This window comes from Desulfatiglans anilini DSM 4660 (assembly GCF_000422285.1).
GTDB classification, from domain to species: domain Bacteria; phylum Desulfobacterota; class DSM-4660; order Desulfatiglandales; family Desulfatiglandaceae; genus Desulfatiglans; species Desulfatiglans anilini.
This window is the reverse complement of record NZ_AULM01000016.1, coordinates 43,348-68,373: the sequence shown is the minus strand read 5'-3', so window position 1 is coordinate 68,373 and position 25,026 is coordinate 43,348. Positions and strand designations below refer to the sequence as shown.

General features: G+C 59.6%; 24 protein-coding genes. 11 read left to right on the top strand and 13 right to left on the bottom strand.

Features of this window, described 5'->3' with window-relative positions:
- Nucleotides 1-335: 335 nt before the first annotated feature.
- Complete coding sequence (locus tag H567_RS29325; protein WP_028321648.1) at nucleotides 336-782, top strand: hypothetical protein; 447 nt, start codon at nucleotides 336-338, stop codon at nucleotides 780-782.
- Between the two features lie 53 nt (nucleotides 783-835).
- A complete protein-coding gene (locus tag H567_RS29175) occupies nucleotides 836-1,321 on the top strand; it encodes a hypothetical protein (RefSeq protein ID WP_028321647.1) in 486 nt (161 codons plus the stop codon).
- A 200-nt stretch (nucleotides 1,322-1,521) separates the two neighbouring features.
- Here the strand turns inward: H567_RS29175 and H567_RS0112425 are convergent, their stop codons facing one another.
- Entirely contained in the window at nucleotides 1,522-2,565 is a 1,044-nt protein-coding gene (locus tag H567_RS0112425; protein ID WP_028321646.1) for a Fic family protein, read from the bottom strand.
- Between the two features lie 385 nt (nucleotides 2,566-2,950).
- Here H567_RS0112425 and H567_RS24700 point away from each other — a divergent pair, with 385 nt between their 5' ends.
- Nucleotides 2,951-3,430 carry a hypothetical protein gene (locus tag H567_RS24700; protein WP_208598374.1) on the top strand — a complete coding sequence of 160 codons (480 nt, stop codon included), beginning with the start codon at nucleotides 2,951-2,953 and terminating at the stop codon, nucleotides 3,428-3,430.
- A 3-nt stretch (nucleotides 3,431-3,433) separates the two neighbouring features.
- Entirely contained in the window at nucleotides 3,434-3,820 is a 387-nt protein-coding gene (locus tag H567_RS24695; protein ID WP_035254277.1) for a hypothetical protein, read from the top strand.
- A 454-nt stretch (nucleotides 3,821-4,274) separates the two neighbouring features.
- On the opposite strand, the gene H567_RS0112405 is transcribed toward H567_RS24695, so the two are convergent.
- The 3 genes from H567_RS0112405 to H567_RS27890 all read right to left on the bottom strand — a co-directional run bounded on the left by H567_RS0112405 (nucleotide 4,275) and on the right by H567_RS27890 (nucleotide 5,249).
- Nucleotides 4,275-4,706 (bottom strand): type II toxin-antitoxin system VapC family toxin, encoded by a 432-nt coding sequence (locus H567_RS0112405; RefSeq protein WP_028321645.1) that lies wholly within the window; start codon nucleotides 4,704-4,706, stop codon nucleotides 4,275-4,277.
- Entirely contained in the window at nucleotides 4,706-4,945 is a 240-nt protein-coding gene (locus H567_RS0112400) for a type II toxin-antitoxin system Phd/YefM family antitoxin (protein ID WP_028321644.1), read from the bottom strand. Before H567_RS0112400 ends, H567_RS0112405 begins: the two co-directional genes overlap by 1 nt.
- A gap of 91 nt (nucleotides 4,946-5,036) precedes the next feature.
- The gene (locus tag H567_RS27890; RefSeq protein ID WP_028321643.1) at nucleotides 5,037-5,249 is read right to left on the bottom strand and encodes a hypothetical protein; all 213 of its coding nucleotides are present in this window, start codon (nucleotides 5,247-5,249) and stop codon (nucleotides 5,037-5,039) included.
- A 158-nt stretch (nucleotides 5,250-5,407) separates the two neighbouring features.
- Here H567_RS27890 and H567_RS24685 point away from each other — a divergent pair, with 158 nt between their 5' ends.
- Nucleotides 5,408-6,109, top strand: a complete 702-nt coding sequence (locus H567_RS24685; protein WP_244155470.1) for a class I SAM-dependent methyltransferase — start codon at nucleotides 5,408-5,410, stop codon at nucleotides 6,107-6,109.
- Nucleotides 6,110-6,820: 711 nt separating this feature from the next.
- Nucleotides 6,821-10,426 (top strand): aldehyde ferredoxin oxidoreductase C-terminal domain-containing protein, encoded by a 3,606-nt coding sequence (locus tag H567_RS27885; RefSeq protein ID WP_084517243.1) that lies wholly within the window; start codon nucleotides 6,821-6,823, stop codon nucleotides 10,424-10,426.
- Here H567_RS27885 and H567_RS30100 read toward each other — a convergent pair.
- A complete protein-coding gene (locus tag H567_RS30100; protein ID WP_161626619.1) occupies nucleotides 10,336-10,671 on the bottom strand; it encodes a type IV toxin-antitoxin system AbiEi family antitoxin domain-containing protein in 336 nt (111 codons plus the stop codon). The genes H567_RS27885 and H567_RS30100 overlap by 91 nt on opposite strands.
- Before the next feature lie 599 nt (nucleotides 10,672-11,270).
- On the opposite strand from H567_RS30100, the gene H567_RS0112360 reads away from it, so the two are divergent.
- The 5 genes from H567_RS0112360 to pckA all read left to right on the top strand — a co-directional run bounded on the left by H567_RS0112360 (nucleotide 11,271) and on the right by pckA (nucleotide 19,494).
- On the top strand, nucleotides 11,271-12,425 hold the full coding sequence (locus H567_RS0112360) for a baeRF3 domain-containing protein (RefSeq protein WP_028321640.1): 1,155 nt from the start codon (nucleotides 11,271-11,273) through the stop codon (nucleotides 12,423-12,425).
- 64 nt (nucleotides 12,426-12,489) lie between these two features.
- Complete coding sequence (locus H567_RS0112355) at nucleotides 12,490-13,083, top strand: superoxide dismutase (protein ID WP_028321639.1); 594 nt, start codon at nucleotides 12,490-12,492, stop codon at nucleotides 13,081-13,083.
- A gap of 156 nt (nucleotides 13,084-13,239) precedes the next feature.
- Nucleotides 13,240-14,922 carry an alpha-glucan family phosphorylase gene (glgP, locus tag H567_RS0112350; RefSeq protein WP_028321638.1) on the top strand — a complete coding sequence of 561 codons (1,683 nt, stop codon included), beginning with the start codon at nucleotides 13,240-13,242 and terminating at the stop codon, nucleotides 14,920-14,922.
- A 179-nt stretch (nucleotides 14,923-15,101) separates the two neighbouring features.
- Nucleotides 15,102-17,807 (top strand): cation-translocating P-type ATPase, encoded by a 2,706-nt coding sequence (locus H567_RS0112345; protein ID WP_028321637.1) that lies wholly within the window; start codon nucleotides 15,102-15,104, stop codon nucleotides 17,805-17,807.
- 73 nt (nucleotides 17,808-17,880) lie between these two features.
- Complete coding sequence (gene pckA / locus H567_RS0112340; protein WP_028321636.1) at nucleotides 17,881-19,494, top strand: phosphoenolpyruvate carboxykinase (ATP); 1,614 nt, start codon at nucleotides 17,881-17,883, stop codon at nucleotides 19,492-19,494.
- Between the two features lie 146 nt (nucleotides 19,495-19,640).
- Here pckA and H567_RS24675 read toward each other — a convergent pair whose 3' ends face one another.
- The 8 genes from H567_RS24675 to tsoR form a co-directional block, all read right to left on the bottom strand.
- Entirely contained in the window at nucleotides 19,641-20,465 is an 825-nt protein-coding gene (locus H567_RS24675; protein ID WP_035254271.1) for a 4Fe-4S dicluster domain-containing protein, read from the bottom strand.
- Nucleotides 20,466-20,645: 180 nt separating this feature from the next.
- Complete coding sequence (locus tag H567_RS0112330) at nucleotides 20,646-22,139, bottom strand: porin (RefSeq protein ID WP_028321635.1); 1,494 nt, start codon at nucleotides 22,137-22,139, stop codon at nucleotides 20,646-20,648.
- 39 nt (nucleotides 22,140-22,178) lie between these two features.
- A complete protein-coding gene (locus H567_RS0112325; protein ID WP_028321634.1) occupies nucleotides 22,179-22,967 on the bottom strand; it encodes a TSUP family transporter in 789 nt (262 codons plus the stop codon).
- A 110-nt stretch (nucleotides 22,968-23,077) separates the two neighbouring features.
- Entirely contained in the window at nucleotides 23,078-23,389 is a 312-nt protein-coding gene (locus H567_RS29845; protein ID WP_279614987.1) for a DsrE family protein, read from the bottom strand.
- Nucleotides 23,386-23,655 carry an HSGNPxU motif (seleno)protein TsoX gene (tsoX, locus tag H567_RS0112310; protein WP_337661156.1) on the bottom strand — a complete coding sequence of 90 codons (270 nt, stop codon included), beginning with the start codon at nucleotides 23,653-23,655 and terminating at the stop codon, nucleotides 23,386-23,388. The genes H567_RS29845 and tsoX overlap by 4 nt, the downstream gene beginning before the upstream one ends.
- A gap of 19 nt (nucleotides 23,656-23,674) precedes the next feature.
- Complete coding sequence (locus H567_RS0112305) at nucleotides 23,675-23,881, bottom strand: hypothetical protein (RefSeq protein WP_153306166.1); 207 nt, start codon at nucleotides 23,879-23,881, stop codon at nucleotides 23,675-23,677.
- 79 nt (nucleotides 23,882-23,960) lie between these two features.
- The gene (gene tsoA, locus H567_RS30095; protein WP_353743100.1) at nucleotides 23,961-24,416 is read right to left on the bottom strand and encodes an LULAXC motif selenoprotein TsoA; all 456 of its coding nucleotides are present in this window, start codon (nucleotides 24,414-24,416) and stop codon (nucleotides 23,961-23,963) included.
- Nucleotides 24,417-24,570: 154 nt separating this feature from the next.
- Entirely contained in the window at nucleotides 24,571-24,894 is a 324-nt protein-coding gene (tsoR, locus tag H567_RS0112290) for an ArsR/SmtB-type metalloregulator TsoR (protein WP_028321629.1), read from the bottom strand.
- Nucleotides 24,895-25,026: the final 132 nt, after the last annotated feature.

Sequence of the window (25,026 nt, the reverse complement as noted above, 5' to 3'; positions counted from 1 at the left end):
TCCGTACCGAGTGAGATCGAATTCTGAGGTGCACCGCGATTCTATTCGTTTATATTCTGAACCGATATGATATCCTGCCCCTCGAGTCAACCTCAAAAACATGTCGAGGCGGCGGTGTGGCAATCGAGGCGTGGGATTGGCGAGGTCTTGACGAGGCCGGCGGGGAGGAGCCGGATCTGGTGGCAGGAGCCGGAAGGGGCAGTTCGGCAGTGTGGAAGGCGGAATTTTCGCGTCATGGCGGCTCGGCCTGCGCGCTTGGTGGGCGGGGCGATGCGGACGGTCAGATACGGGGCGCTCAACGGCGGAGCCAAGGGTGCACTGATAGGGACTGAGAAATGAACAGGCAAGGGGGGATCGCCTTTTGCCAAAGGAGGGGCGCCATTTCCGCATACAACCGGACAAATCAGTTCGTGCAAAACGACACCTCTTGCGCGGCCGCCCAGGATGACCGGCAATGCATCGTGTGCGGCATGTTCTCGGCCCATTTTTTTGCCTGGGTGGACGGGGCTCGATACGAGCGCTGCGGCACTTGCGGTGCAACGTTTCTGAATCCGGCACAAAGGTTGTCGAGCGAAGCGGAGTCCGCGCAGTACCGCCTGCACCGAAATGATCCGGCTGATGACGGCTACCGCCGATTCCTGTCGAAGCTTGCAGATCCGTTGCTGCAACGGCTGCCTCTGCGGGCGAAAGGGTTGGACTTTAACAACCCGTTTGCATCCGAGTGCACGAATGGTACTCGGAATCAGCAATCTTTGGTTGCTCCCATATCTCACTTGTTATGACATGCAATAACTTTTCCACGACGAGATTCGCGCAAGCAAATTCAAAGGGGCTTTTGCAGATCATCACCGATTATGCATATGCTTTGACCACCCTGGATCGGTTTGATCACGGGACGCTGATCATCGAGGAGGTCACGCGTCCGGCACCCTATCTGTTGACCTATGATGCGGCCATGAAAATCGTAAAGGCCATGCAACCCGGATTCGGCGGCTTGTTCGGGTTGGAAAAGGACCGAGGAACCCTTGAGCAAGAGCAGCTCAGGGCTTTTTCTTTGTCCAAACGTGTCCGGCCCCTTCCAGCCTCTTCGCCGCCCGACTGGCGATTCTTTCTAGCCGCTTTTTTTGGATACCCGGCCATCCTGCGCTGGATGATCGAGGGTTGCCTGAATTGGCGGGAGAATGGTCTACTGCAGCCGGAGAGCGTGAAGGAAACCACGGCCCCTATTTTGACGAGCAGGATCATGACCTTACGCCATTTTAAAGGCATCACACTGAGAAAGAAGGAAGAATGGGAGGATTCCTACCAAAACTACTGCTGACGCATGACAGAGATGACAGATATGCAGATTGACATCGGCTTTGGTGACATCGTTTATCCGGAGCCGGAAAGATTGGACCTACCGACCATGCTGAATTCCCCGGCGCCAAGGTTGCTCTGCTACAGTCGCGATCCGATGATCCTTGGTAGCCTAAAAATAGCTATTTATCCAGGTCAGTAGCCATTTGCCGATCTTGCCTTCTAAAGAATGATCTCCCAGCGAGCGCCCCGCCCCCTGCCGACAAGCCGAACCTTGCCTTGTTTTTTCAGCTCAGCGAGGATTTTCTTGATCAGTTGCGTGCTGGCCGATGGAAGTTGGGCTGCCAGGTCTCCCAGTGTGAACTGCTCCACTTGAGCGAGAACGGTCTGTTTTACCAGGTCGCTTTTGGCGGGACGGGCCTCCGTCGACTCCACCTGTCGTTCGAACTCCTTGTAAGCAAGGCGCAACATGCTCAGAAAATGGTTCCACCAAGGCAGAAGTTCGTTCTTGCCTTCATGCCATCCTTGTGAGCATTCGGCCAGGACGCCATAATAATCTTCCTTGCTCTGCTCGACCAGACGTTCCAAGCTGACGTACCGTGCAACCTGGAAACCATGTGACTGAAGCAAGAGTGTTGTCACCAGTCGTGAAACACGTCCATTTCCGTCCCGGAATGGATGGATGCACAGAAGGTCGAACACGAAATTGGCGACGACTAAAAGCGATGGAAGTTGTTCACCGTCACAAGCTTCTCTATAATTTCGGCAAAGGGTATCCATAATTTTCGGTGTGTCTTCGGCGGAAGTGGGAACAAACCTGATTTTCCTCTCGCCGTTAGGCAGAATCTCGATGATTTCGTTATCCCGTTTTTTCCATTCGCCTGCATCGCCCGAAAAACCACTTTGAGCGAACGCGTGAAGCCGCTGGATGGCCTTCGGTATGATGGACACTTGGCGCTTTCGCGAATAAATCCAGTCCAAAGCCTGTCGGTATCCCGCGAGTTCTTCTTCAGAGCGGTCCCTGGGCTTGGACTTTCCCAAAACCACCGGACGGAGACGGTCGGCCGCTATGGTCACGCCTTCTATCCGATTCGATGATTCCACACTCTGGATAATCGCCTGTTCCCTCAGAACATCGAGAACTTCCGGTTTCTGCCTAATCCATAGGTCTTGCTTGCCGCGGGCTTCCATACATGCGCCGAGAAGCCAACCCGTACCCACTGGGATCGAAATGTCAGCCAACTTTTTTTGGTCTAAAGACAACAATGTCGATTACCTCCATCTAATGATAGCTTAATAATGGCCTATTTCAATTCCAGTAGCCAATTCATTTTTCGAAAGGAGCGGCATCCATTCGAACAAACAGGAAAAAAAGTTACTTGTCGGAATAAAGAGTTATAAATCGGCTTTCGGCAAGAAAAATCATTACAGGTACCCCGCTCAAATTCTTCATATCAGCTCTTGTCCCGCCCACCGACGTTCCTTCCCCGCCTCCAGTAGATAATCCCAGGGGCGGGCTTTCCCCGCCACACGGCGCAAACGCGCCCACAAGGGCAAAAACACCAAAAGGAATCCGCTGGAAACACGAGCCGACAGGATACCCGAAAGCCCCGCATCCGGGGCAAGCGCTCAGACACCTCCGCGGGAAAAGGTGAATTCGATCCTGAAGCAGCTGCTGGAGGGCGAAGGGCAGCAGGCCGAACGGTCGCTCAAGAACCGGTTCGCGTCCTGGCGGCGAGGCCTTCAGGCAGCCGAGACCGGCGCATCTCGGCGTACTGTGGGAGAGCTGCGGCAGAATGCCGAAATGGCCCGCCAAATAAGGCTCGAAAGACAAGAACACGACCGCAGGCAGCGGGAACTCAAGCGCCGAAAGGAGCGGGATGCGTATCTGAGGAGATTGTCCAACGATTTTCCCAAGGCATGGGCATCGGTTCGGGAACCCGTCGAGCGCGGATCCGGGCTCGGGTATGACGAGGCCTGCCGTGCGCTTGTCGACATTTCCGAAGCCTACACGCTTTATTCGACCAAGAAGCGATTTCAACAGGAATTGAAGAAATTCATGGCAAAGCACCTGCGGCGCAAGGCGTTGATTCAACGCCTGGTAGAGGCCGGAATCTGGGAGGATCGATAAAAAATGAGCACGCGAAGCCCTAAAAACGATCGGGAACTCCCCGCCCTGGATGAGTTGATCGAGGAAATCACGGTCGACGCCTACGGTGATGATGAGCAGCTCTGGGCTTTCCGGCAAGCCTTCGAGGATGAGGTCCCACTGCCGGCCGACGGGTTCGTCATCGGTGAACCGGTTTCGCTGATGGCGGTGGACTACGATGGCAATGAACGGCGCGGTTTGACAGCAAGATGCCGTCGCGAGGACGGGTCCGAATATGTGGTTGCGGCCCCCGATGTCGTGTTGCCGCAAGCCTCGGCAGGTGCACGCTATATCGCCGCCTACCGGCAACCGTCCGTTTCTACGCTGCATGCACGGCTATGGATTGTGCCTCTGGCGTCTTGGGCGTTTTGAAGAGGCGGAGCGCCTATTGCAAAAGATGCTCTGGCTGAACCCGTCCGACAACCTGGGCGTGCGCTTTGTCATCGATGACGTGAAGGCAAAAACAGCCTGGGAGGATCGTGAAAACGAGTGAGGAGGTGCGGCAAGCAGCCTGCCCAAAAGAAGATAATCGTCAAGCAGCCTATCCTGTTTCATCGGAATCGGCCTGATCTTTGATAACCCACTGATATTCAAGGGCTTCGGTCAGCTCTGGAAGAAAGTGAACGCTTATAAGAATATTGCATACAGGGAACCGAAAATACATCGGCTGATTTCAGCGGTTTTTATTTAACGCACGCCCCCTTGGGGATCACCCAACGGGGTTTTGTCCGTTCGGCCTGGTCCTCCGATTTCATCCCAGCTTGGACAACTGGAGCGGGCGAGTCATCGAGACCCACCCAAAGTCTATCCGCTCGGTTCTGTGATGTCAGCGGGCGCGGGCCGGCTCGAAGGCCGGGACTTTGCATTTTTCGGCAGCCTTTGCGAGGGCTGGATCCTTTGTGGCGAGGGGAAGATCGAAGCGCATGGCGAGGTCCAGATAGGATGCGTCATAGGTGGAAAGCCCGTGTTCCCGAGCGAGTGAGACGATCTCTTTGAGCATCCGCTCCGGGGTTTCCTGTTCAACCGTAATGGGCAAGCCGCCCAAAAGGGCGAGAAAGCGCACGACCGCAGCGTGACTGAGTCGTTTTTTCCTTTCAGCCGCAAGCAGCACATTGCCCACTTCAAGGGGCCAGATGGCAGGCACCAAGGCCTCCGCGGATTCGAGGCTTTCGAGGACGGCCTCCGCGTAGCCGTTTCCCTCATCCTCGAAGCACCACGACATGACGACGGAGTTGTCGACCACGAAACGCGCGGACATTAGCGCCTTCCCTCCGCGATCATGTCGCGAACCGAAAGTCCGTCAAGGCGGTGGGCGCTTCGAAACTGTTTCAATTGATCGATGACGTCCCGCACGGGCGTCCTTTTCGAGGAATCCGCGGGTTGCAGGGTCGCGACAGGCACGCCGTGCTTCGTGATCGTTATTCTCTCACCCTTGGCGACACGCTCCAGAAGTTGGGGGAGATGTGTTTTTGCCTCGTAGGCCCCGATTGTCTCCATAAGCTCCCTCCACAAACAAACCAGTCTGAGACTAGTCTAAAAAAATCCACCCCGAAAGGCAAGTTTTTTCATATAGTAAACACATTAAAAATCACTCAGCTTTTATGATTAGAAGCAGGGCATCTTTTTCGTATTTGATCGTAAAAATCCTCTCGCCTTCAGTGCTGCCCCCTTTCGATTGAGAAGAACGAAAGCGCTGGAGGGTAAGACCTTTTTCGCGGAGAGCAGTCAGCATGGCCTCGAGCAGGTCGGCGGATCCCGTCAGAACGCCGTGTGAATCCTTTGATCCCCGGGCGGAGAACAACTCGTGGGCCTCCTCGAGGATCTTCCGGCCGAGGACCGGTCTGAATTCGACATCGCCAAGGGTGCGCTGATAGGAACAGAGAAATGAACAGGCAAGGGGGAAGCGCCTTTTGCCAAAGGAGGGGCTCCATTTCCGCATACAACCGGAAAAATCAGTTCGTGAAAAACGACACCTCTCGCGATGCCGCCCGGGATGACCGGCAATGCATCGTGTGCGGCACGTTCTCGGCCCATTTTTTTGCCCGGGTGGACGGTGCCCGATACGAGCGCTGCGGCACTTGCGGTGCAACGTTTCTGAATCCGGCCCAAAGGTTGTCGAGCGAAGAGGAGTCCGCGCAGTACCGCCTGCACCGAAATGATCCGGATGATGACGGCTACCGCCGATTCCTGTCGAAGCTTGCAGATCCGCTGCTGCAACGGTTGCCTCTACAGGCGAAAGGGTTGGACTATGGATGCGGTCCGGGACCGGCGCTTGCATGCATATTGAGTGAGGCGGGGCACCATGTGCGATTGTTCGACCCGCTTTTTTTCCCCGATTCAGAAGCGCTCGAAGATCTCTATGATTTCATCGTCTGTGCAGAGGTCATCGAGCACTTTCATCGGCCGGCCGAGGAATTCGCCCGGCTGGACCGGATGTTGCGACCCGGCGGGTGGTTGGCCCTGATGACCTGCTTCCAGACGGACGATGAGCGTTTCGCGGCTTGGCATTACCGCCGGGAACAGACCCATGTGGTTTTTTTCAGTGAGGCCACGCTGCGTTACATCGCTCGTCAGCACCGGTGGCGCTGTGAAATCCCGGTAAAAGACGTCGCCTTGATGCAAAAGCCTTGTGATGCAGGAGCCATGCACAGAAAAGCCTGATCTGGATCGTCTGCGGCCGGGCCGAGGGCGGACGATGATCCCCGGAGCGTCTGCGGCTCCGCCAGAGACTCGCACACGTGGACCAGCATCCGCGGTCTGCCGCGCATCGGGGCGATGAAATCGACCTCCCGGCCGTTAGAATTTCCGGTTACCGCCATATCCGGTAATAATTATCGCCGGTTGCAAGCCTTACGAGGAATCAAGGCTGGATTGGCCCCTCGCCCTAGACCACCAGGGCGATCAAAAGAGGATTCATGTGGTAATCTACCCCGATATAAGCTAATTTTTGAAGCTGTCCTCCGTTTCAGGATTTTTTACCGGCGTGCATCTTACACCACGCACCCGCCCGTTTCATAATGATCCAAGGAGAAACAAAATCGGAAAAGCGGGTTTATGCCCGGATTCGAAAACATCGTTTCAGGAAAACGAAATAAGGCCGCCCCCCCGTTTTTAGATCGTGCAAAGCTGCGGTGGTCGAAAAAAACGACGAAAAAGCGATCGAATCGGATGATGGAGGCTATGGCCGGACCCATGAATGGCCACTGTTGTTTGTTGGTTCATCCGGCAACCGGGAAGGAGCTGGAATTCATCATTCAATCGACGAAATCTATGTAGAGCGGCTTTCCAATTGCAGCCGGTCCGACCTGCAGGGCGGGTTACCGGTCCACCCGCACCCGGCTCACCGGGTCTTTCTCAAAAGGAATCCGTATCATGCGGCAGGATCCTGTCTCTGAATACGACTACGTGGTGATCGGTTCGGGATTCGGGGGCTCGGTTTCGGCCCTCCGGCTCGCGCAGAAGGGCTACCGGGTGGCCGTCCTCGAAAAGGGCAGGCGCTACCGGACCGAAGACTTTCCGCAAACCAACTGGAATCTCCGCAAGTACCTGTGGCTCCCGCGCCTCGGCCTTTACGGCATCCAGGTGCTCACCCTGCTCAGAAACGTCTTCATCCTCAGCGGAACCGGTGTCGGGGGCGGCAGCCTGGTCTATGCCAACAACCTCCTCGTCCCTCCCGACGAGGTCTTCCGAAAGCCCGAGTGGGGGCCCGGAGACTGGAGAGCGAAACTGGCCCCGTATTACGCCAAAGCGCGCGCCATGCTCGGGGCCGTGAGATGCCCTCAGGTGGGGCAGGCAGACAGGCTGCTCGCCGAAGTGGGCCGGGAACTCCGCGGCGAGGACACCTTTCACGTCAACGACGTGGGGGTCTTTTTCGGGCCGCCCGGGAAAACCGTGCCGGACCCCTATTTCGGCGGCGAAGGGCCGCCGCGCACCGGCTGCACCCACTGCGGCGCGTGCATGATCGGGTGCCCGGTGGGAGGCAAGAACACCCTCGACAAGAACTACCTTCATCTCGCCGAACGGGCGGGCGCGAGGATCTTCCCGGAGACCGAGGCCACGGCGATCCGCCCACGTGCCGGCGGCGGCTACACCGTGTTCACCCGGCAGCCCACGGGCCTGCGCCACCCCCGCCGCACCTTCACGGCCCGGGGCGTCGTCCTGAGCGGCGGCGTTCTCGGCACCGTGAAACTCCTCCAGAAATGCAGAGATGCCGGCTTTCTCCCCGGCCTCTCCCCGCGGCTCGGGGAGGGCGTCCGCACCAACTCCGAAGCCCTGCTGGGGGTCAAGGCCAACGACCCCGGCGCCGACTACTCCGACCAGATCGCCATCACCTCGGGCATCTACCCCGACCCCGCCACCCACATCGAGGTGGTCCGCTACAACCGGGGCTCCGATGCAATGGCGCTCCTCACCACCCTCCTCACCGACGGCGGCGGGCGGATGCCCCGCGCCCTCAGGTTTCTCGGCATCGCCCTCAGGCGCCCCGGGGCCTTCCTGCGATCCCTCTGGCCGTTCGGGTGGGCCGCCCGCACCTCCATCCTGCTGGTGATGCAGACCGACGAGAATCAGATCCGTCTGGATTTCAAACCCCGCTGGTGGCGGCTCGGCCTGAAGAGCCTGAACTCTTCCCTGGCCCCGGGCGCCCGGAAAGTCCCCTCGTACATCCCCATCGCCAACGAGGTGGCGCGCCGCATGGCGGAGAAGATCGGCGGCGAACCCGTCAGCGTCTGGACCGAGGTTCTCCTGGATGTCTCCACCACCGCCCACATCCTGGGCGGCTGCGTCATGGGAGCCGGCGCGGAAAAAGGGGTGGTGGACCACGCGGGCCGCGTGCACGGCTATCCGGGCCTGTGGGTGGCGGACGGCTCGGTGGTGCCGGCCAACCTGGGCGTCAACCCGAGCCTCACCATCACCGCCCTGGCCGAGTATTTCATGGACCAGGTGCCCGAGAAGGAAAAACCCTCCGTCGCCCCGGGGCCCCCGGATGGACGGGCGACAGGGACCCGGCGCCGCCCGGCCGGAGGATACACGGGCAGGGTCCTCGTGGTGGACCTCAGCCGGCGCAGCACGGAGGTCTACGAACCTGCGGACGAGGATTACCGCAGGTACCTCTCGGGCTACGGCCTCGGGGCCGCCTTCATCATGGAGCGGCAGAGGCCAGGCGTCGCCCCCTTCTCCAACGGCAGCTACCTGGGTTTTTGCTCCGGGCTCCTGGGCGGGACGGGCGCCCTCTTCGGGGGGCGCCTCATGGTGGTGGGCAAATCGCCGCTCACCGGCGGGTGGGGCGATGCCAACGTCGGCGGCTCCCTGTCGCGAGCCCTCAAACGGTGCGGCTACGACGCAGTTTTTTTCACGGGGCGCGCCGACCCGCCGGCGTGGGTGCACCTCACCGACAAAGGGGTGGAGATCCGCGACGCCTCCGAACTGTGGGGGAAAGACAGCGTCGCCACGGAGCACTTCATCCGCGAGAGGCTCGAGGCACCCAGGGCGCGGGTGGCCTGTATCGGCCCGGCAGGAGAGCGCCTTTCGCTCATGGCGGGGATCGCCACGGACGGGGGGCGTCTGGCGGCGCGCTCGGGACTCGGGGCGCTGATGGGGTGGAAGCGCCTGAAGGCCCTGTCCTTCGACGGCCGGAAGCGGGTGAGCGTCGCACGACCCGCGGAGATCAAGCGTATCAACCAGCGGTTTCTCAAGCGCTTCAGAAAATCCGGGCTGCAGGATCGCCTGCTCCTGCGCCTGACCAACCCTTTCAGCCGGTTCCTCGCCCTGACCGGGCTGCCCGCCCCCGCAAACCCCGCCCTCCTGAGAGAACTCCTCCGCCGCTACGGCACATCGGGCTTCACCCTCTATTCGACCATGATCGGGGACATGCCCATACGGAACTGGAGCGGTGTGGGGCATCTGGACTACGGTTTTTCCCGAAGCGCGAAGCTTTCGGACGAGAGCGTCCTCCGCCACCAGGTGCGCCGCTATGCCTGCGACGCCTGCCCTCTGGGCTGCGGCGGAACCATCCGGATCGAGGCGGGCCGCTACGCCGGTGAAACGGGGCACAAACCCGAGTATGAGACCCTGGCTGCCTTCGGGGGCCTGCTCCTGCAGGACGACCTTGCGGCCATCATCGACATGAACGAGGCCTGCAACCGGGCGGGGATCGACACCATCAGCGCCGGAGCGGCCATCGCCTTCGCCGTCGAGTGCTTCGAAGCAGGGCTCATCGATGAGAACACCACGGGCGGGCTGCGGCTCGGCTGGGGAAGAACGCGCGAGATTTCCACCCTGCTCCGCCAGATCATCGAACGGGAGGGGTTCGGCGACATCCTCGCCGACGGGGTGAAACAGGCCGCCCTGAGGCTGGGGAAAGGAACCGAGTCGCTGGCGGTTCACGCGGGCGGGCAGGAACTCCCCATGCACGACTCCCGGCTCGACCCGGGCTACGCCATCGCGTACCAGTGCGAACCCACCCCCGGGAGGCACACCATCTCTTCCTATCTCTACGCCGACCTCTTCGGTGTGGACCGACGCTTCCCCCATGCACGCCGCCGGATCCGGACCGCGCGCACGCGCACCGCCCGCCGTGTCGAGCGCTACCGCGCCGGTTCCATCTACATGCAGCTGATCAACGGCGCCGGCCTGTGCCTGTTCGGGGCCCTCACGAGCCCCCTCCCTGTCGTGGACTACCTGAACGCCGCCACCGGGTGGGATCTTCCGGCCGACGCCTACTTCGACACCGGGGAAAGGATCCTTTCGCTTCGAAAGGCATTCAACGCCCGCGAAGGCATCAAGCCCGAAGATCAGCGCCTCAACCCGCGTGCCCTCGGCCACCCGCCCCTGCAGCGCGGCCCCCTCAAGGGCAGACGCCTCGACATGGACAGGCTCGAGCGGTGTTTCTACGAAACGATGGGCTGGGACCTCGAGACGGGCGGACCCACGCGGGAGACCGCGGTGCGGCTTGGCCTAGAGAAGATTTGCGGTGTTTGAGCGGGCTTGGCGGGTCGGCCCGCCGCCAGCAAATGGGGATCGACCGGGCTAGTCGCAGGATCGCCGCCCAAAGGGACGGTCGCATAAAGGCCGCGGCGGACAGGTATGATCCTCCCGCGGTTGCGGTAGTATGTCAGGAGCGATTTGCGGGTGTTCGGATTACCGGATCCTCTTACGGACAGAAAGCGGTCCAATTCGTCTACCGTAAATACCGCGTGCCGGGACAGGAATTCATTCAGTTTCATAGATGAATCTTTTTGACGCATATTTGACATAGTGCCAAAAATATTAGCTTTTTCTCGCCCGTTCATCAATCAATACCTCCGAGATTTCATGGCCTGGCGAGATAAGGCTAAAATACTTGACATTTTATCGCCTACTTGTCAATTCACCCAGCGATGTTCCTTTTCCACTTCCGGTAGATCATCCCAGGGGCGCGGCAGGCGGAATCCGATAGGTGACGCCCGTTGCGGTCGGAAATCGTTTCACGTCGACCAGGAATACCTGTAAACTGTTTCCATCCGGAAATGATTTCCTGGTAGAACCTGGTTTCCACTCCGGAAATGAGTTTTTGTCTTCACATGCTGCGAAGGCCGCGACCCATGACCCTTGTTTTGTGGAGCGGGATCTGAAGTTCCGGCTTTCCGCTCAGGAACGGCACCCGGCGGATCAGCAGCAGCGGCGATAATTTTGGAAGGCGTTTACGGGTATTGTGCGCAACCTTTTGCCGGGCCGGAACATGATCGGCCATCCCGGGGGAGGCGTGCTCGGAAAGGAGATAGAGGCAAGATTGATTGCAGGTTAGCCTGCCAAATGAAAGAACGAATGAAACGGGGAGGTCTTTATGGATAGAATCAACCTTGATCGACTTCGGCGAGCGTTCATCGACCGGCATTTCGGCTGGTGTGTTTCCCTTTATATGCCCACGCACCGGGCTGGAAAGGAAACGGAGCAAGACCCGATCCGCTTCAAAAACCTGCTGCGCCAGGCGCAGGAGCGGCTGCAGGCCAAAGACATGCGCTCAGCGCAGATCCAGGATCTCTTCAACGCCCCTCAGCGTCTCCTTCAGGATCAATCATTCTGGAGGAAGCAGAGTGACGGGCTGGCCGTGTTTTTCTCGGAGGATACGCTCGAGTTTTTCAGGGTCCCGATCGATTTTCCCGAATTGATCGTCGTCTCGGACCGCTTTCACGCCAAGCCTCTGCTGCGCCAGCTGACCAGCGACGGTACGTTCCATATTCTGGCGGTCAGCCAGAACCAGCTCCGGCTGCTGGCAGGAACGCGCGACACGGTCGATGAAATCGAGCTGGAAGATGTGCCGCTGAATCTTTCCGAGGCCTTTCCGGAGGGCATCCCGGAAAAGCAGCTGCAATTCCACACCGGGACGCGCTCGACTTCCGGGGGTAAACGCGCCGCCGTCTTTCACGGACACGAACTCGGCAATGAAACCAAGAACCGCATCCGGCAATGGTTCCGAAGGGTCGATAAATCCCTGCGGGATTTGCTGCCGGAGGGGTCCTCCCCTCTGGTGCTTGCGGCGGTCGACAACCTTTTTCCGCTCTATAAAGAAGTCAACACCTACCCCTGGCTGATGGATGAAGGCATCCCGGGAAACCCCGAACGAATGAAACCCGACGAGCTTCACCAAAAGGCCTGGGCCATTGTCGAACCGGTATTCAAACAGGAACGTGAGGATGGCGCCGCCCGGTACCGGCAACTGGCAGGCACCGGGCAGACGACGGCCGAGGTCACCGAGGCGGTCCAGGCGGCGCTTCACGGACGGATCGAACTGGTCTTCGTCCCCGTCGGGGTGCAGGTCTGGGGCAGGCTCGATCCGGAGGCACAGACCGTCGACGTGCACAAGAGCCATGAGCCCGGCGATGAGGACATCCTGGATTTTACGGCTATCCAGACGCTCCTCACGGGGGGCAGAGTGTACGCAGTTTCACCCGAAGAGGTCCCGGACCAGGCCCCTCTTGCAGCTGTGCTCCGTTATTGATGTCACAGCCCATTTCAGTAAGGAGCTTTTATCGGGACTAACCATACAAATAGGAGGCGACACCATGACCATCACACTGCCCGATCTCCCTTTTTCCAAAGACGCGCTTTCCCCGGCGATCAGTGCCACCACGCTGGACTTCCATCATGGGAAGCACCACCAAACGTATGTGGCAAACCTCAACAAACTTCTGGAAGGGACGGATCTGGCCGGAAAGACCCTCGAAAACATCATCGAGAAAACCGCCGGGAGCCCTGACCGGGCCGGCATCTTCAACAACGCGGCCCAGGTCTGGAACCACACCTTCTACTGGCACTCCATGAAGCCGGGCGGCGGCGGTTCGCCCTCGGGCGCCGCCGCCCAAAAGATACAGTCGGATTTCGGCGGTTACGATGCCTTTGCCAAGCAGTTCAAGGATGCCGCCCTGACCCAGTTCGGCAGCGGCTGGGCCTGGCTGGTCCTGGGGGAGGGAAAGCTGGCGGTCATGAAAACATCCAATGCGGACACCCCCATTGCCCATGGACTGAAGCCCCTTCTGACCGTGGACGTGTGGGAGCACGCCTATTATCTCGACTATCAGAACCGGCGCGGTGATTATGTGGACGCCTTCATCCAGAAACTCATCAACTGGGATTTTGTAAATACCAACCTGGGCTGAAGCCCGGGTCTGGAAGAGGCCGGCGCAGGCCGCCGAGAGGAAAGACCTGCCGGAGCCCGGCGGCGTTCACGCAAGGAATAGCGTTTTCCTGCTCAGGACTTTCGACTGGTTCAGGAGGATCACTCAGTGGAACAGAGCGGCAATAAGAGGCGATCTGTGGCCTATTTTTCCATGGAGATCGGCATCGACGAAAAAATCTGCACCTACAGCGGCGGCCTGGGGGTGCTGGCCGGAGACACCATTCGTTCGGCGGCCGACCTGCGGGTGCCCATGGTTGCGCTCACGCTTCTATACCGCAAGGGCTATTTCCGGCAGCGCCTGGAGCCCGACGGATGGCAGCGGGAGGAGCCGACCTCCTGGCCTTTCGAGGAGCTGCTTGAGGAAGGGGTTCCTCGGGCGCAGGTCCTGGTCGAGGGAAGGACCGTCCACCTTCGGGCCTGGCGGTACAACGTCAAGGGAGTGACCGGGTACACAGTCCCCATCTACTTTCTGGATGCCGACCTTCCTGAGAACTCCGAATGGGACAGGGGGCTCACCCATGCTTTGTACGGTGGTGACGACCATTACCGCATTTCACAGGAGTTGATCCTGGGGGTGGGCGGCATCCGGATGCTGCGCACCCTCGGTTACAACGAGATCGACACCTACCACCTCAACGAAGGCCACGCGGCCCTAATCACCCTGGCGCTTCTCGACGAGGAAGCCAGACAGGCCGGAAGGGAATCAATCGTCCAGCAGGACGTGGAACCGGTCCGCGACCGTTGCGTCTTCACCACCCACACCCCTGTGCCGGCCGGTCATGACAAATTCCCTCTGGATCTCGCGCGGAAGGTGATCGGAGAACGGGATGACTTTTTCGGTCTGGAGGGCGTCCTCTACGAAAGCCACTTCCTGAATATGACCTATCTGGGCCTCAATCTGAGCCGTTATGTCAACGGCGTCGCACAAAAGCACGGCGAGGTGTCGAGGCTCATGTTCGCCGGCTACTGCATCGACGCCATCACCAACGGGGTCCATGCCGCCACATGGGTTTCGGCTCCTTTTCGAGAACTGTTCGACCGGCATATTCCTATGTGGAGGAAGGATAACTTCAGCCTGCGCTCCGCTCTGAGCATCCCCCGGGAGGAGATCTGGAATGCCCACATGCAGTGCAAGAAGCAGCTCATGGGGCTGGTCAACCGCGAAACAGGCGCGGGCATGGACGAAAACATCCTGACCATCGGATTCGCCCGCCGCGCCGCCACCTACAAACGGGCCGACCTCCTTTTCAGGGACATGGAGAGGCTGAAGCGGATATCCCATGAAACCGGAAAAATCCAGGTCATTTATGGCGGCAAGGCCCATCCCCGCGACCAGGAAGGGAAGGAACTCATCAAGCGGATCTTTCGGGCCAAATACGAACTACAGCAAGATATCCGGGTAACTTATCTGGAAAACTACAATATGACGCTGGGAGCGATGATCACCGCCGGCGTCGACCTCTGGCTCAACACCCCCGAACCGCCTATGGAGGCTTCCGGTACAAGCGGGATGAAGGCCGCCATGAACGGAGTCCCGAATCTAAGCGTTCTGGACGGCTGGTGGATCGAAGGCCACATCGAAGGGCTGACCGGCTGGTCCATCGGGGACCCTGTTCGCGGGAAAGGCGACGAGCGGGATCATTCAAGGGATGTCCCCTCGCTTTACGACAAATTGGAGCACGCCGTCGTTCCCCTCTTCTATCAGGATCGACGGCGGTTTATGGACATCATGGCGTATTCCATCGCCATCAACGGCTCCTTTTTCAACACGCAGCGGATGGTGCAGGAGTACGTCCTCAACGCCTATTTCAACCGCTGAAGCAGGCCGTTCCTAAACGGGTTGCTTCGCCTTCGGCGGAGAAAGAGGCGCAGGGGCCCTGAGAGCCGTGGCCGCTGGATGATCTTGCCCGGCAGGGACGCACGGCCCGCAGAGATCGAGCCGGCCGGTCAGCATTTTCGAAAACCGCGCCCCGAAAAAATGGAGAGGGGTCGAGCATCATGCAGGAAGAAAGAAACCGGGCGCTCTGGCACGCTATGGAGATTGAGGACGTGCTCGGGCGCCTGGAGGCCTCCAAGGAGGGCATGACCAGCGAGGAAGCCCGCCTCCGCCTCGAGGAGGCAGGCCCGAATTCCCTGGAGGTGGAGGAGGAAACCGGGCCGCTCCGCCTGCTCTTCAGGCAGGTCCAAAACCCCTTGATCTATCTCCTTGCGGGCGCCGCCGTCCTCTCGCTCCTGGTCGATCACCAGGTGGATGCAGCGGTCATCGCAGGGGTCATCGTGCTGAACACCCTGCTGGGTTTCATGCAGGAATGGCGTGCCGAAGGCGCGCTGGCGGCTCTTCGCAAAATGGCATCCCCCCACGCGAAGGTCCTGAGAGACGGAGGGACCGAGGACATAGACGCGGCCGAAGTGGTGCCGGGGGACATCTTGATCCTCGAAACAGGCGACCGGGTCGCTGCCGGCGCCAGAGTGCTCCTGTCAGAAGACCTCCATGTGGACGAATCGGCCCTTACAGGAGAATCGGTGCCGGTTCCCAAGAGCCCGGACGCCTTGGATGAAGACGCCTCCATGGCCGACCAGAAGAATATGCTCCGCATGTCCACAAGTGTCACGGGCGGCAGGGGCAGGGCGATCGTGGTCGCGACGGGGATGAAGACCGAAATCGGCCGTATCGCGGCGGAGGTCCGCGCCACCAGCAGGGAGGATACGCCCCTCCAGAAACGGATGCACAAGCTCGGCATGGTCCTTGGCCTGGCCGGCCTGGCACTGGCGGCCGGCGTCTTCGGGCTCGGGATCCTGCGCGGGCATGAATGGATCGAGATGCTGATGTTCTCCGTGGCGGTGGCGGTCTCAGCGATCCCCGAGGGGCTTCCGGCGGTCATCAGCGTCACCCTGGCGCTGGGCGTGCGGAGGATGGCGGGAAGAAAGGCCATCATCCGGCGCATGCCGGCCGTCGAGACCCTGGGCTCCACGACCGTCATCTGTTCCGACAAAACCGGAACGATCACCAAGAATCAGATGACAGTTCAGAAGATCTGGGCCGGAGGCCGGACCTTCGAGGTGAGCGGAGAGGGGTACGCCCCCGAGGGCCGGATCAAGGCCGAAGACGACGAGCCTATAAAGGAGCTGCCCGGACCGCTGAAAAGGCTCCTCGAAATCGGTCTTTTCTGCAACAACGCTGAACTCCAAGAAACGGACGGCCGGTGGACCGTCGAGGGAAACCCGAGCGAAGGGGCGCTGGTCGTCGCCGCAATCAAGGCTGGAATGGACAAGCGCGCCGAAGATCTGCAGAGACTCGCGGAAATCCCGTTTTCCAGCGATGCCAAGTACATGGCGACGCTTCACCGGCAGCCGGACGGCGGAAAACCCGTTGCCTTCGTGAAAGGCGCCCCCGAGCGCATCCTCGAGTTCTGCTCCCACGTGCTCAAGAACGGGGAGGCTGTGGAACTCGATGCGCGGCTTCGCACCGAGATCGTCGAGATAAGCGAACGGCTCGGTTCCGAGGCCCTGCGGGTCATGGCAGGCGCCTTCAAAGAGATCCCGCAAAGGGAGAAGACGCTGAAGCGACCGGAAATCGAGAAAGGGCTGACGCTTGCCGGCCTCTGGGGCATGATGGATCCGCCGCGTGAGGAAAGTATCCGAGCGGTCGAAGACGCCAAAGGAGCGGGCATCAAACCGGTCATGATCACGGGCGATCACGCGCTCACCGCCCTCGCAGTCGCAAAGGCCGTCGGGATCGCCGGTGACGGGAAAGCCGTCACGGGCAGTGAAATCGACGCGCTCGAGAACCCTGCGCTGGCGGAGGCGGCACTGCAAAACGGGGTGTTCGCCAGGGTCACACCCGCGCACAAACTCAAGATCATGGAGGCGCTCAAAGGGAGGGGGCACATCGTGGCCATGACCGGCGACGGCGTGAACGACGCCCCGGCGCTCAAGGGCGCCGATATCGGGGTGGCCATGGGGATAACCGGGACCGAAGTGGCCAAAGAAGCAGCCGACATGATCCTGATGGACGACAATTTCGCGACCATCGTGCGTGCCGTCGAAGAGGGCCGCGTCATCTACAACAATCTCAGGCGGGTCGTCTTTTTCCTGCTGGCCACCAACCTGGGCGAAATTCTCACCCTGGTGGCGGCCCTGATCCTCGGGCTGGACCTGCCTCTGACAGCGGTCATGGTCCTTTGGGTCAACCTGGTGACGGACGGGGCCTGCACAGTGCCTCTCGGCATGGAGCCCGGACATGCGGACATCCTCGAACGCCCGCCCCGAGACCCCGACGAATTCATCATAGACCGCATCGTAGCCCTGCGAATGGCCCTGCTTACGCCTATCATGGCCATGGGAACCATCGGCCTCTTCTGGTATGCCGGCAGGAGCGGAAACCTGGAGCATGCCCGAACGGTCGCCTTCACCACGCTTGCGGCCTTCCAATGGTTCCAGGCCTTCAACGCGCGCGCAGCCTTCCGTTCCATCTTTTCGGTGGGCGTCCTCAGCAACCGATGGGTGCTGCTCGGCGTGGGAACCGCCGTCATCCTTCAAATCGGGGCCGTGCACAGCCCCATCGGACAGATGCTCTTCGGCACCACCTCCTTGGCTTTGAGCGACTGGCTCCTGATCCTGTCGGTTTCGAGCTCCATCTGGGTCGCCGACGAGATCTTCAAACTATTGGGCCTCTATGGCAATCCCGAAAGAAGGCGGGATTAAACCGTTTCTTTGAACTAACATGGCACGCTGAAATATCAAGATGCCTTTGCCTGCCACGAAAGGAGTACAAGCAATGGAAAATCGTGATCTGATTCCCGACCATCAACTGGATGAGGTCGGTCTCCACCACCTGGGACAGGTCTACTGGAACCGCTCCACTCCGGAATTGTACGAGCATTCCATCCGACGCTACGAAGGGCAGATCGCCCACCTGGGGCCCTTGGTGGTATCCATGGGCCAGCACACGGGCCGGGCGGCCAAGGACAAGTACGTTGTGGACGAACCGAACACGACCGGGGATGTCTGGTGGGGCAAGGTGAACGTGAAGTACCCGGAGGAGCGGTTCAAGGCCCTCCACGAACGGATGGCCGCCTACCTGCGCGGAAAGACGGTCTTTGTGCAGGACTGCTACGCGGGGGCGGACAAAACCTACCGGCAGGCCGTGCGGGTCGTCTCGGAGTTCGCCTGGCACAACCTTTTCGCCCGCAACATGTTCATCCAGCTGCCCAGGGAGCAGGCCCCGATCAAGTCCTTCGTCCCGGATTTCACCGTCCTGCACTGCCCGCAATTCCACGCCGACCCGGACGACGACGAGACCCGCAGCGGGACCTTCGTGGCCCTCCACATCTCCAGGAAGCTCGTGCTGATCGGGGGCACCGCCTACGCCGGGGAGATCAAGAAGTCCATCTTCACGGTCCTCAACTTCCTGCTGCCTGAACGGAACGTGCTCTCCATGCACTGCTCCGCCAACGCCGGCAAGGCCGACCCGGACGATGTCGCTATCTTCTTCGGCCTGTCAGGGACCGGCAAGACCACGCTGTCGGCGGATCCGGACCGTCTGCTCATCGGCGACGACGAACACGGGTGGTCTGACAAGGGGATCTTCAACTTCGAGGGCGGCTGTTATGCGAAGGTGATCAAGCTGTCGAGCGAATCGGAGCCCGAGATCTATGAGTGCACCCGCCGTTTCGGCACAATCCTCGAAAACGTGGCGATGAACACGACCCTGCGCCGCCTCGACCTGGATGACGCGAGCCTGACCGAAAACACCCGCGCCTCCTACCCGCTCACCCATCTGCCCAACATCGTGCGCTCCGGCATGGCCGGCCACCCGCGCAACGTCATCTTCCTGACGGCCGACGCCTTCGGCGTGCTTCCCCCGATCGCCCGGCTCACGGAGGACCAGGCCATGTACCACTTCGTCAGCGGATACACGGCCAAGGTGGCCGGGACGGAGAAGGGCGTGAAGGAGCCAAGCGCCACCTTCAGCGCGTGCTTCGGCGCCCCCTTCATGGTGCGCCATCCCTTCGTCTATGCCGAACTGCTGGCGAAAAAGATCAAGAAGCACAAGGCGAACTGCTGGCTGGTCAACACCGGCTGGACGGGAGGCCCTTACGGGGTGGGATCGCGCATGAAGATCGAATTCACCCGGGCTCTTTTGAAGGCTGCACTCGACGGCTCGCTCGAAAAGGCCCGCATGCGGCCCGAACCGGTCTTCGGGTTTCAGGTGCCGACCGAATGCCCGGGGGTCCCCTCGGAGATCCTCGATCCTCGCGCCACCTGGCCGAATCCGTCGGACTACGATGCACAGGCAGGCAAGCTGGCCCGGCTGTTCCGGGAGAACTTCGTCCAGTTCGAAGATCAGGCTGCAAAAAGCGTCATCGGTGCAGGGCCTCGAATCAGCTGATTCAGCAGGGGGTAAAAGCGCCCTGCCGGCTGGCCGCAGCGATGTGAACCTCGGCCGCTTGCGAAACGGTATCGGACTCGCCGGAACCTGCGAATCCGATACCGTTTTGCTGTTTTTTCTCTTCTACGGACGATCTGAGGGGGCTGTCAGGCGTCTTTCCGGCAATGACGGGCTTCCGCCGACAGGAGGTCGAAAAATGCCGGCCCGGCCCTTTCCACCAGGGCCGCGAACCTTTCTCCACCCTTGCTGTGCTCCTTATAGTACCGAACACAAAACTCCAGCAGATGCAGGACCGTATCCGCATCGTAGAGGCCGGGGAGTTCTTCCGCCAGTCTCGGGTGACGCCCGAGCTTGCCCCCGATCAGCAGCCGATACCCCCGCTCCCCGCAGCCTATCGTGCCGGTGGGACAGGCTCCGATGCACTGTCCGCACCGGACGCAGCGGTCCCACTCGAACACCGGGCCGTGGCCGACCGGGTCGACCGCCACGGCCCCCTCCCGGCACACATCCTGGCAGGCGCCGCATTCACTGCAAGGGATTTCCGTTCGCAACGGCGCGGCCGCACCTATCAACCCGATATCCTTGATTTGCGGCTGGGAGCACGCATTCGGACAGTCTGCCAGGGCAACGCGGAATTCATGATGAAGCTTCAAAGGACCGGGCACCGTCCGCTCCAGAAAACCCCGCAGATCCTGCTCCAGGAAAACCTTTTCAATCGACCGCACCAGGCCGCTGTCTTCGATGATCCGATTGGGACACCCTTGCGATCCGAAGCAGGCCTCCACCTGAAAACCCTGAACCTCTTCGCTCATCCGGCTCAGAAAGCGCTTCTTCGCCGCCTGCACGTCGTCCAGCGTGACCACCTGGCGTCCTTCCGCCGAAACCTGCGCCTCCACGCGCTGGCGGACCCGCTTCCGAACAAAAAACGGCGCCTTTTTCACCTCTGCCTCGGCATCTGCCTGCCACTTCATCGGCTACGGCCACCTACTCTTACCATCTAGTAGAATTAAATTTCGCGACTCACTCGTAAGCGAAGATCACATCCGCCCAACGGCCGCAGAAAGAGGGGGCTCGCCCCTGCGTATCCAGCCAGGAGAGCCTTCAGCACTTGGGAACAGATCCAAATGCGGTCTCCGGCCGGCCCGTAAGACTCAGAAGTCATATAAAAGCCGCGTGGTAAAGGTGGTCTCGCTATCTAGCGGCACCCCCTTAACGGTGATTTCATCCCTAAACCAGGCGTGGTCCAGATTGAACTGAAAGCGGATGTGCCTGTTCGGGAACCAGTTCAATCCTACGGTGATCGACTGGGCCTTGTCGGTCCCGGTGGCAAGTCCAAGTCGAAGCAGTTCATCGGAGACTCTGAAGATTTGATACCGCCCCACCACCTGCCAGGCTCCCCATCCCCCCTGGGAAGGATCGAAAACCGCCTTCGGCTTGATGGGGAGATCGCGCGGCGAATCCTCCCCGGTCAGGACATAACCCAGATTGAGGTAATACCCGTGCACATCGAACTCGGTGGAATACTCCGTGTTTTTAACCGTCTCGAAATGTCCGGACAGATACTCCGTCTTCAGATTGAACGGCCCGCTGAGGTACTCCAACTCCAAGCCCCAGCGGGTCAGCCTGTCATCCTGGTCAACGCCAGGCTGAAAATCGAAAAACGGGGTGAATGCCTGCGTCGTAAATTCAATCCCCGAAAGATCCCGTTCATTGTTACCTGTGCTGAAGGACCCGCCCACGTACAGATCTTTCAGCGACGGAAGAGAACTCGAATGGTAAAAGGGGGCATAGACGATTCGCGCAGTGAAGTCCTTGTCGTCGACCACCGCCTCGTCATTGCGTCCCTGGCCGTTGAAGAATCCGGCGGCCCACTCCAGCTGGTTTCGGTACACCTTCCCGAAGGCCATGAGCCCGATGTCTTCCTGTGGCGAAAGCGCGTTGACGACCATCGCGCGCTCCATAAAGTCGGTCCATCGTGCGGAGTATACGGCCTCCAGGCTGAAAGGCTCCAGCACCTGTCCTGCACGAATGCGCATTTCCGGATACTTGCGGTATTCGAGCCACCCTTCCTGGAGGATCCCGTTGCGCTCGCCTATGAAGGTGCCGTATAGCCGGTATCCCCAATCGTTTTCGAGAATGCCCCGGACATCCAGCCGAGCCCTTCGCATCAGAAATGTGCTGCTCTCGGGATGCCCGCTGTCGAGGTACCAGCGTGAATCCGCTTGCAGCCATCCGCCGATCCGAAGCTGGTCATCGGCTCCCTTCAAATAGAATCCGTCGTCATAAAGCGTCCTGAGGCTCTCTTCTCTGGGTCCTTCCTGCGCCTCTGTAAGCCGTATGCTTTGCATGATTTCGCGCAGGTACTCCTCGTGCTCCGGCTTCTTGACAGCGGCTTCGATCTTCTGTTCGACCTCGGAATCCTGTCTCTTCAACTGCTCTTTCATCGCGGACAGTTCTTCCTCATGAGCCTCCATGACACGCTTGTAGTCCAGGATGATCTTCTCGAGCTTCTCGATCCGCGCCTTGAGCGCCTCCTCTTCAGAACACTGCGCAAAGGGGCAGACGACCGGACACAGCAGCCAAAAGAACGCTCCGGCGCAGGCCCAAAGCGATTTCTGAATTTTGTGGCTTATGGTCGAATTCACGCTCTACCTCCTCTCCGATTCTTTTTCCTTGCCCTTGGTTCAGATCACACCGGTCGCCAACGCCAGGGCAATCACCACCAGGAGCCCGCCAGTCAAGGTCTGGATGGACGCCATGGTGATCTTGTGAAGGAAGCGCTTGCCGGCCATGACACCGAGAAAGGCGGCGAGGGTGCCCGTAAGAATCAGCGGCCACTGTTCGGGCCCGATCGGATTGGCGGCCTTTGCCATCAAGAAGGTGGCCGCATAGGTGGCGATCCGCGCCATGTCCACCATGAACCCGATCAGGGCGTTGGTCCCCACGAAGGCCTCGGTGGAAATCCCCACCTTGGCCAGAAATGCCGATCGCAGGGCTCCCTGGTGCCCTGAAAAGCCGCCGAAAAAGCCTGAGAGGAGGCCGCCCAACAGGAGATACCTGCGGTCGAATTTCAGCGCCCGCAGCTGCGGCAAGAGCTCGAAGCAGGCAAACCCCAGCATCAGGACCCCCATGACCAGCTTGATCGGCGTGATGACGGCGGTCCGCCCTCCGATCGCGTAGCGGGCTATCTCTCCCAGATGGGAGACATAGCCGAGGGCGGCCGCCCCGGCGAAGGCAGCGAGGATCGCCGGCACCCCGAAGCGGACGACAAGCGTCCTGTCCGCGTGTTTGCCGACCACTGCGATCTTGAAGACGTTGTTTGCCCCATGGACCACCGCCGTGGCGGCGACCGCGACCTCGAGGGGAAAGAACAGGGCGAAGACCGGCATCAGAATCGTACCCAGGCCGAACCCGGAAAACAGCGTGAGCCCCGAGACAAATAGCGCGGCGACCCCGACAATCACGAAATCCACTGGATCCCCCTCTGCTGCCTGCAACGGACCATCGGACTCGCCCCGCTTGGGAGCTCCAAGGGCGCGGCGAGTCCGATGCCGGGCCTGCGCAAAACAAACCCATCATTGGGTCAAAAGGTCAAGACCTTATCGGCGTCAATGGAAAGTTCATAGAGGTCATCCATCCATCCGATAGGGCAGGAGGCTGATCCCACGAGACCGTGGGATTTCATGCAGACGCCTCAGACATAGAAATCACCCTCGAACTGGTTCATCTGCCCCATGACGTCGAACTGATCACTGCCGGCCTGTTCGAAAAGGACCCCTTTGCCCAGCATGAAGACGCTGACCTCGTCCCCCTTCTTCACGCCGACATTGGCCAGCCTCATGGCGTTGTAAATGGTCTCCCCGTCCTCCGTGGTAATGATGAACAACACTTTCATGGTCGACCTCCGTTAATATTTTTTGATAAGAATTCCTCCATCTTTTGTCTATCCGTCGCTACATCGAGAGGCAACCATTCATCCTCGAACAGAACGTTGGTCGAGCTCCTGAAAAGATACCCTCTGGCCTCTTCGGAATCGATCGTGTAGATGTTCACATCCAATTTCCCGTTGAATTTCTCTTTCATGTCGTTGGCTACGCCTATAGCCTTTCTGCACGAAACTCAACCTGGGTTGCCGCTGTGAAATACCGTCAATTTGGGCATGCTCCGTCACTCCTGGTATCTAGTGTCTATCCGGAAATGATTTCCCGGTACAACCCAGTTTCCAATCCGGAAATGAGTATTTTTTGCCAATATCAAGGAAATCAAGCATTTGCGCGGAGGCGACCTGTAGGTCGCCGCACAAGCAAATGCGCAGATTGACGCCGAGATTGGCAAAAAAGACGATTTCCGGATGGAAACTGTTATATTTCTGTGCAAACACGATCATGATGCTGACACTTTGAAAATCACGCGGCCGCGCGGACACGCAGCAGCGAAAGGACCGCCGTCACATCTCCCTTCCATCTTCATCCGGGTAGCCTCTCCTCCCTTTCAAGTTTGGACAGCAGAAACGTCGCGCCCCTCAAGGAGAGACCGAGTTTTTCAGCCAGCATTTTGCTATCCAACCGCCCGTGCTTTTTGGAAAGCGCCAGCACCTCCGCCTCCAATTCATCCAGCCAGTCTTCGAAAAGCACCAGCAGCTCCGGATCCGCAATCGAAAGCAGCAGCTCCGATTGCGCAACCTTGTTCACCAGACTCTGACACATTTCCGTCGGGTCGACACCTTCGCCCATGCATTCCGCCAGTCACAAATGCACCATGCTGGAAACCCTGTCGCCCTCCGACTGCTCGATCAGGTTCATCAGAAAGCGTTCCCGGGCTTCCTGATCCAAATCCTGCAAAAGCCGTCCCAGAATCCTGGTGATTTCCGGCAGGGCCTCTTCCGGGGCCATGCCGGCGATACTCTCGAAAAGTTTATCCATACCCCCAAGCTACCTCGTGTCCATCCGGAAAGGATTTCCCGCCAACCCATCGACCAATCCGGAAATGAGGATTTTGCTTCACACCCTTCGGGTGCTCAGTCCCACCCGTGCGGGGCAGGTCCCCGTTGCTTCACACACTTCTCGTGCCGGGATATCATCCCCGGAATCCCTGCTCTTCGACCGACAGGTCAAGGGCCATATCGCTTAACATCTTCAACACATTCATAATTCTCTTGTCCGCCAGATCATAGTAAACAAACGGGCCTTCCCGCTTCACCCTGACCAGCAGGGCTCGTTTCAACTCCTTCAAATGGTGCGAGACCAGCGGCTGCGACAGATCAACCTCCTCGACAATCGCGGACACCGATTTTCTGCCCTTGCTGATGGACATCAAGATTTTCAGGCGATTAGGGTCCGAAAGACTCTTTGCAAGAAAAGCGGCACGCTGAAGGTCATCGCCGCCCGGTTGGTGCTCCAACGCGCACTCGTCGCCGCAAACGTCCGACTCCCTGTCCGGAGTCCTCGGCCTATGCACCGTTTTAGCTGCCATTCAAAGCCACCCTCGCTCCGCCTTCGGGTCTTTCCACCTCACATGTTGTCAGGAACTTTC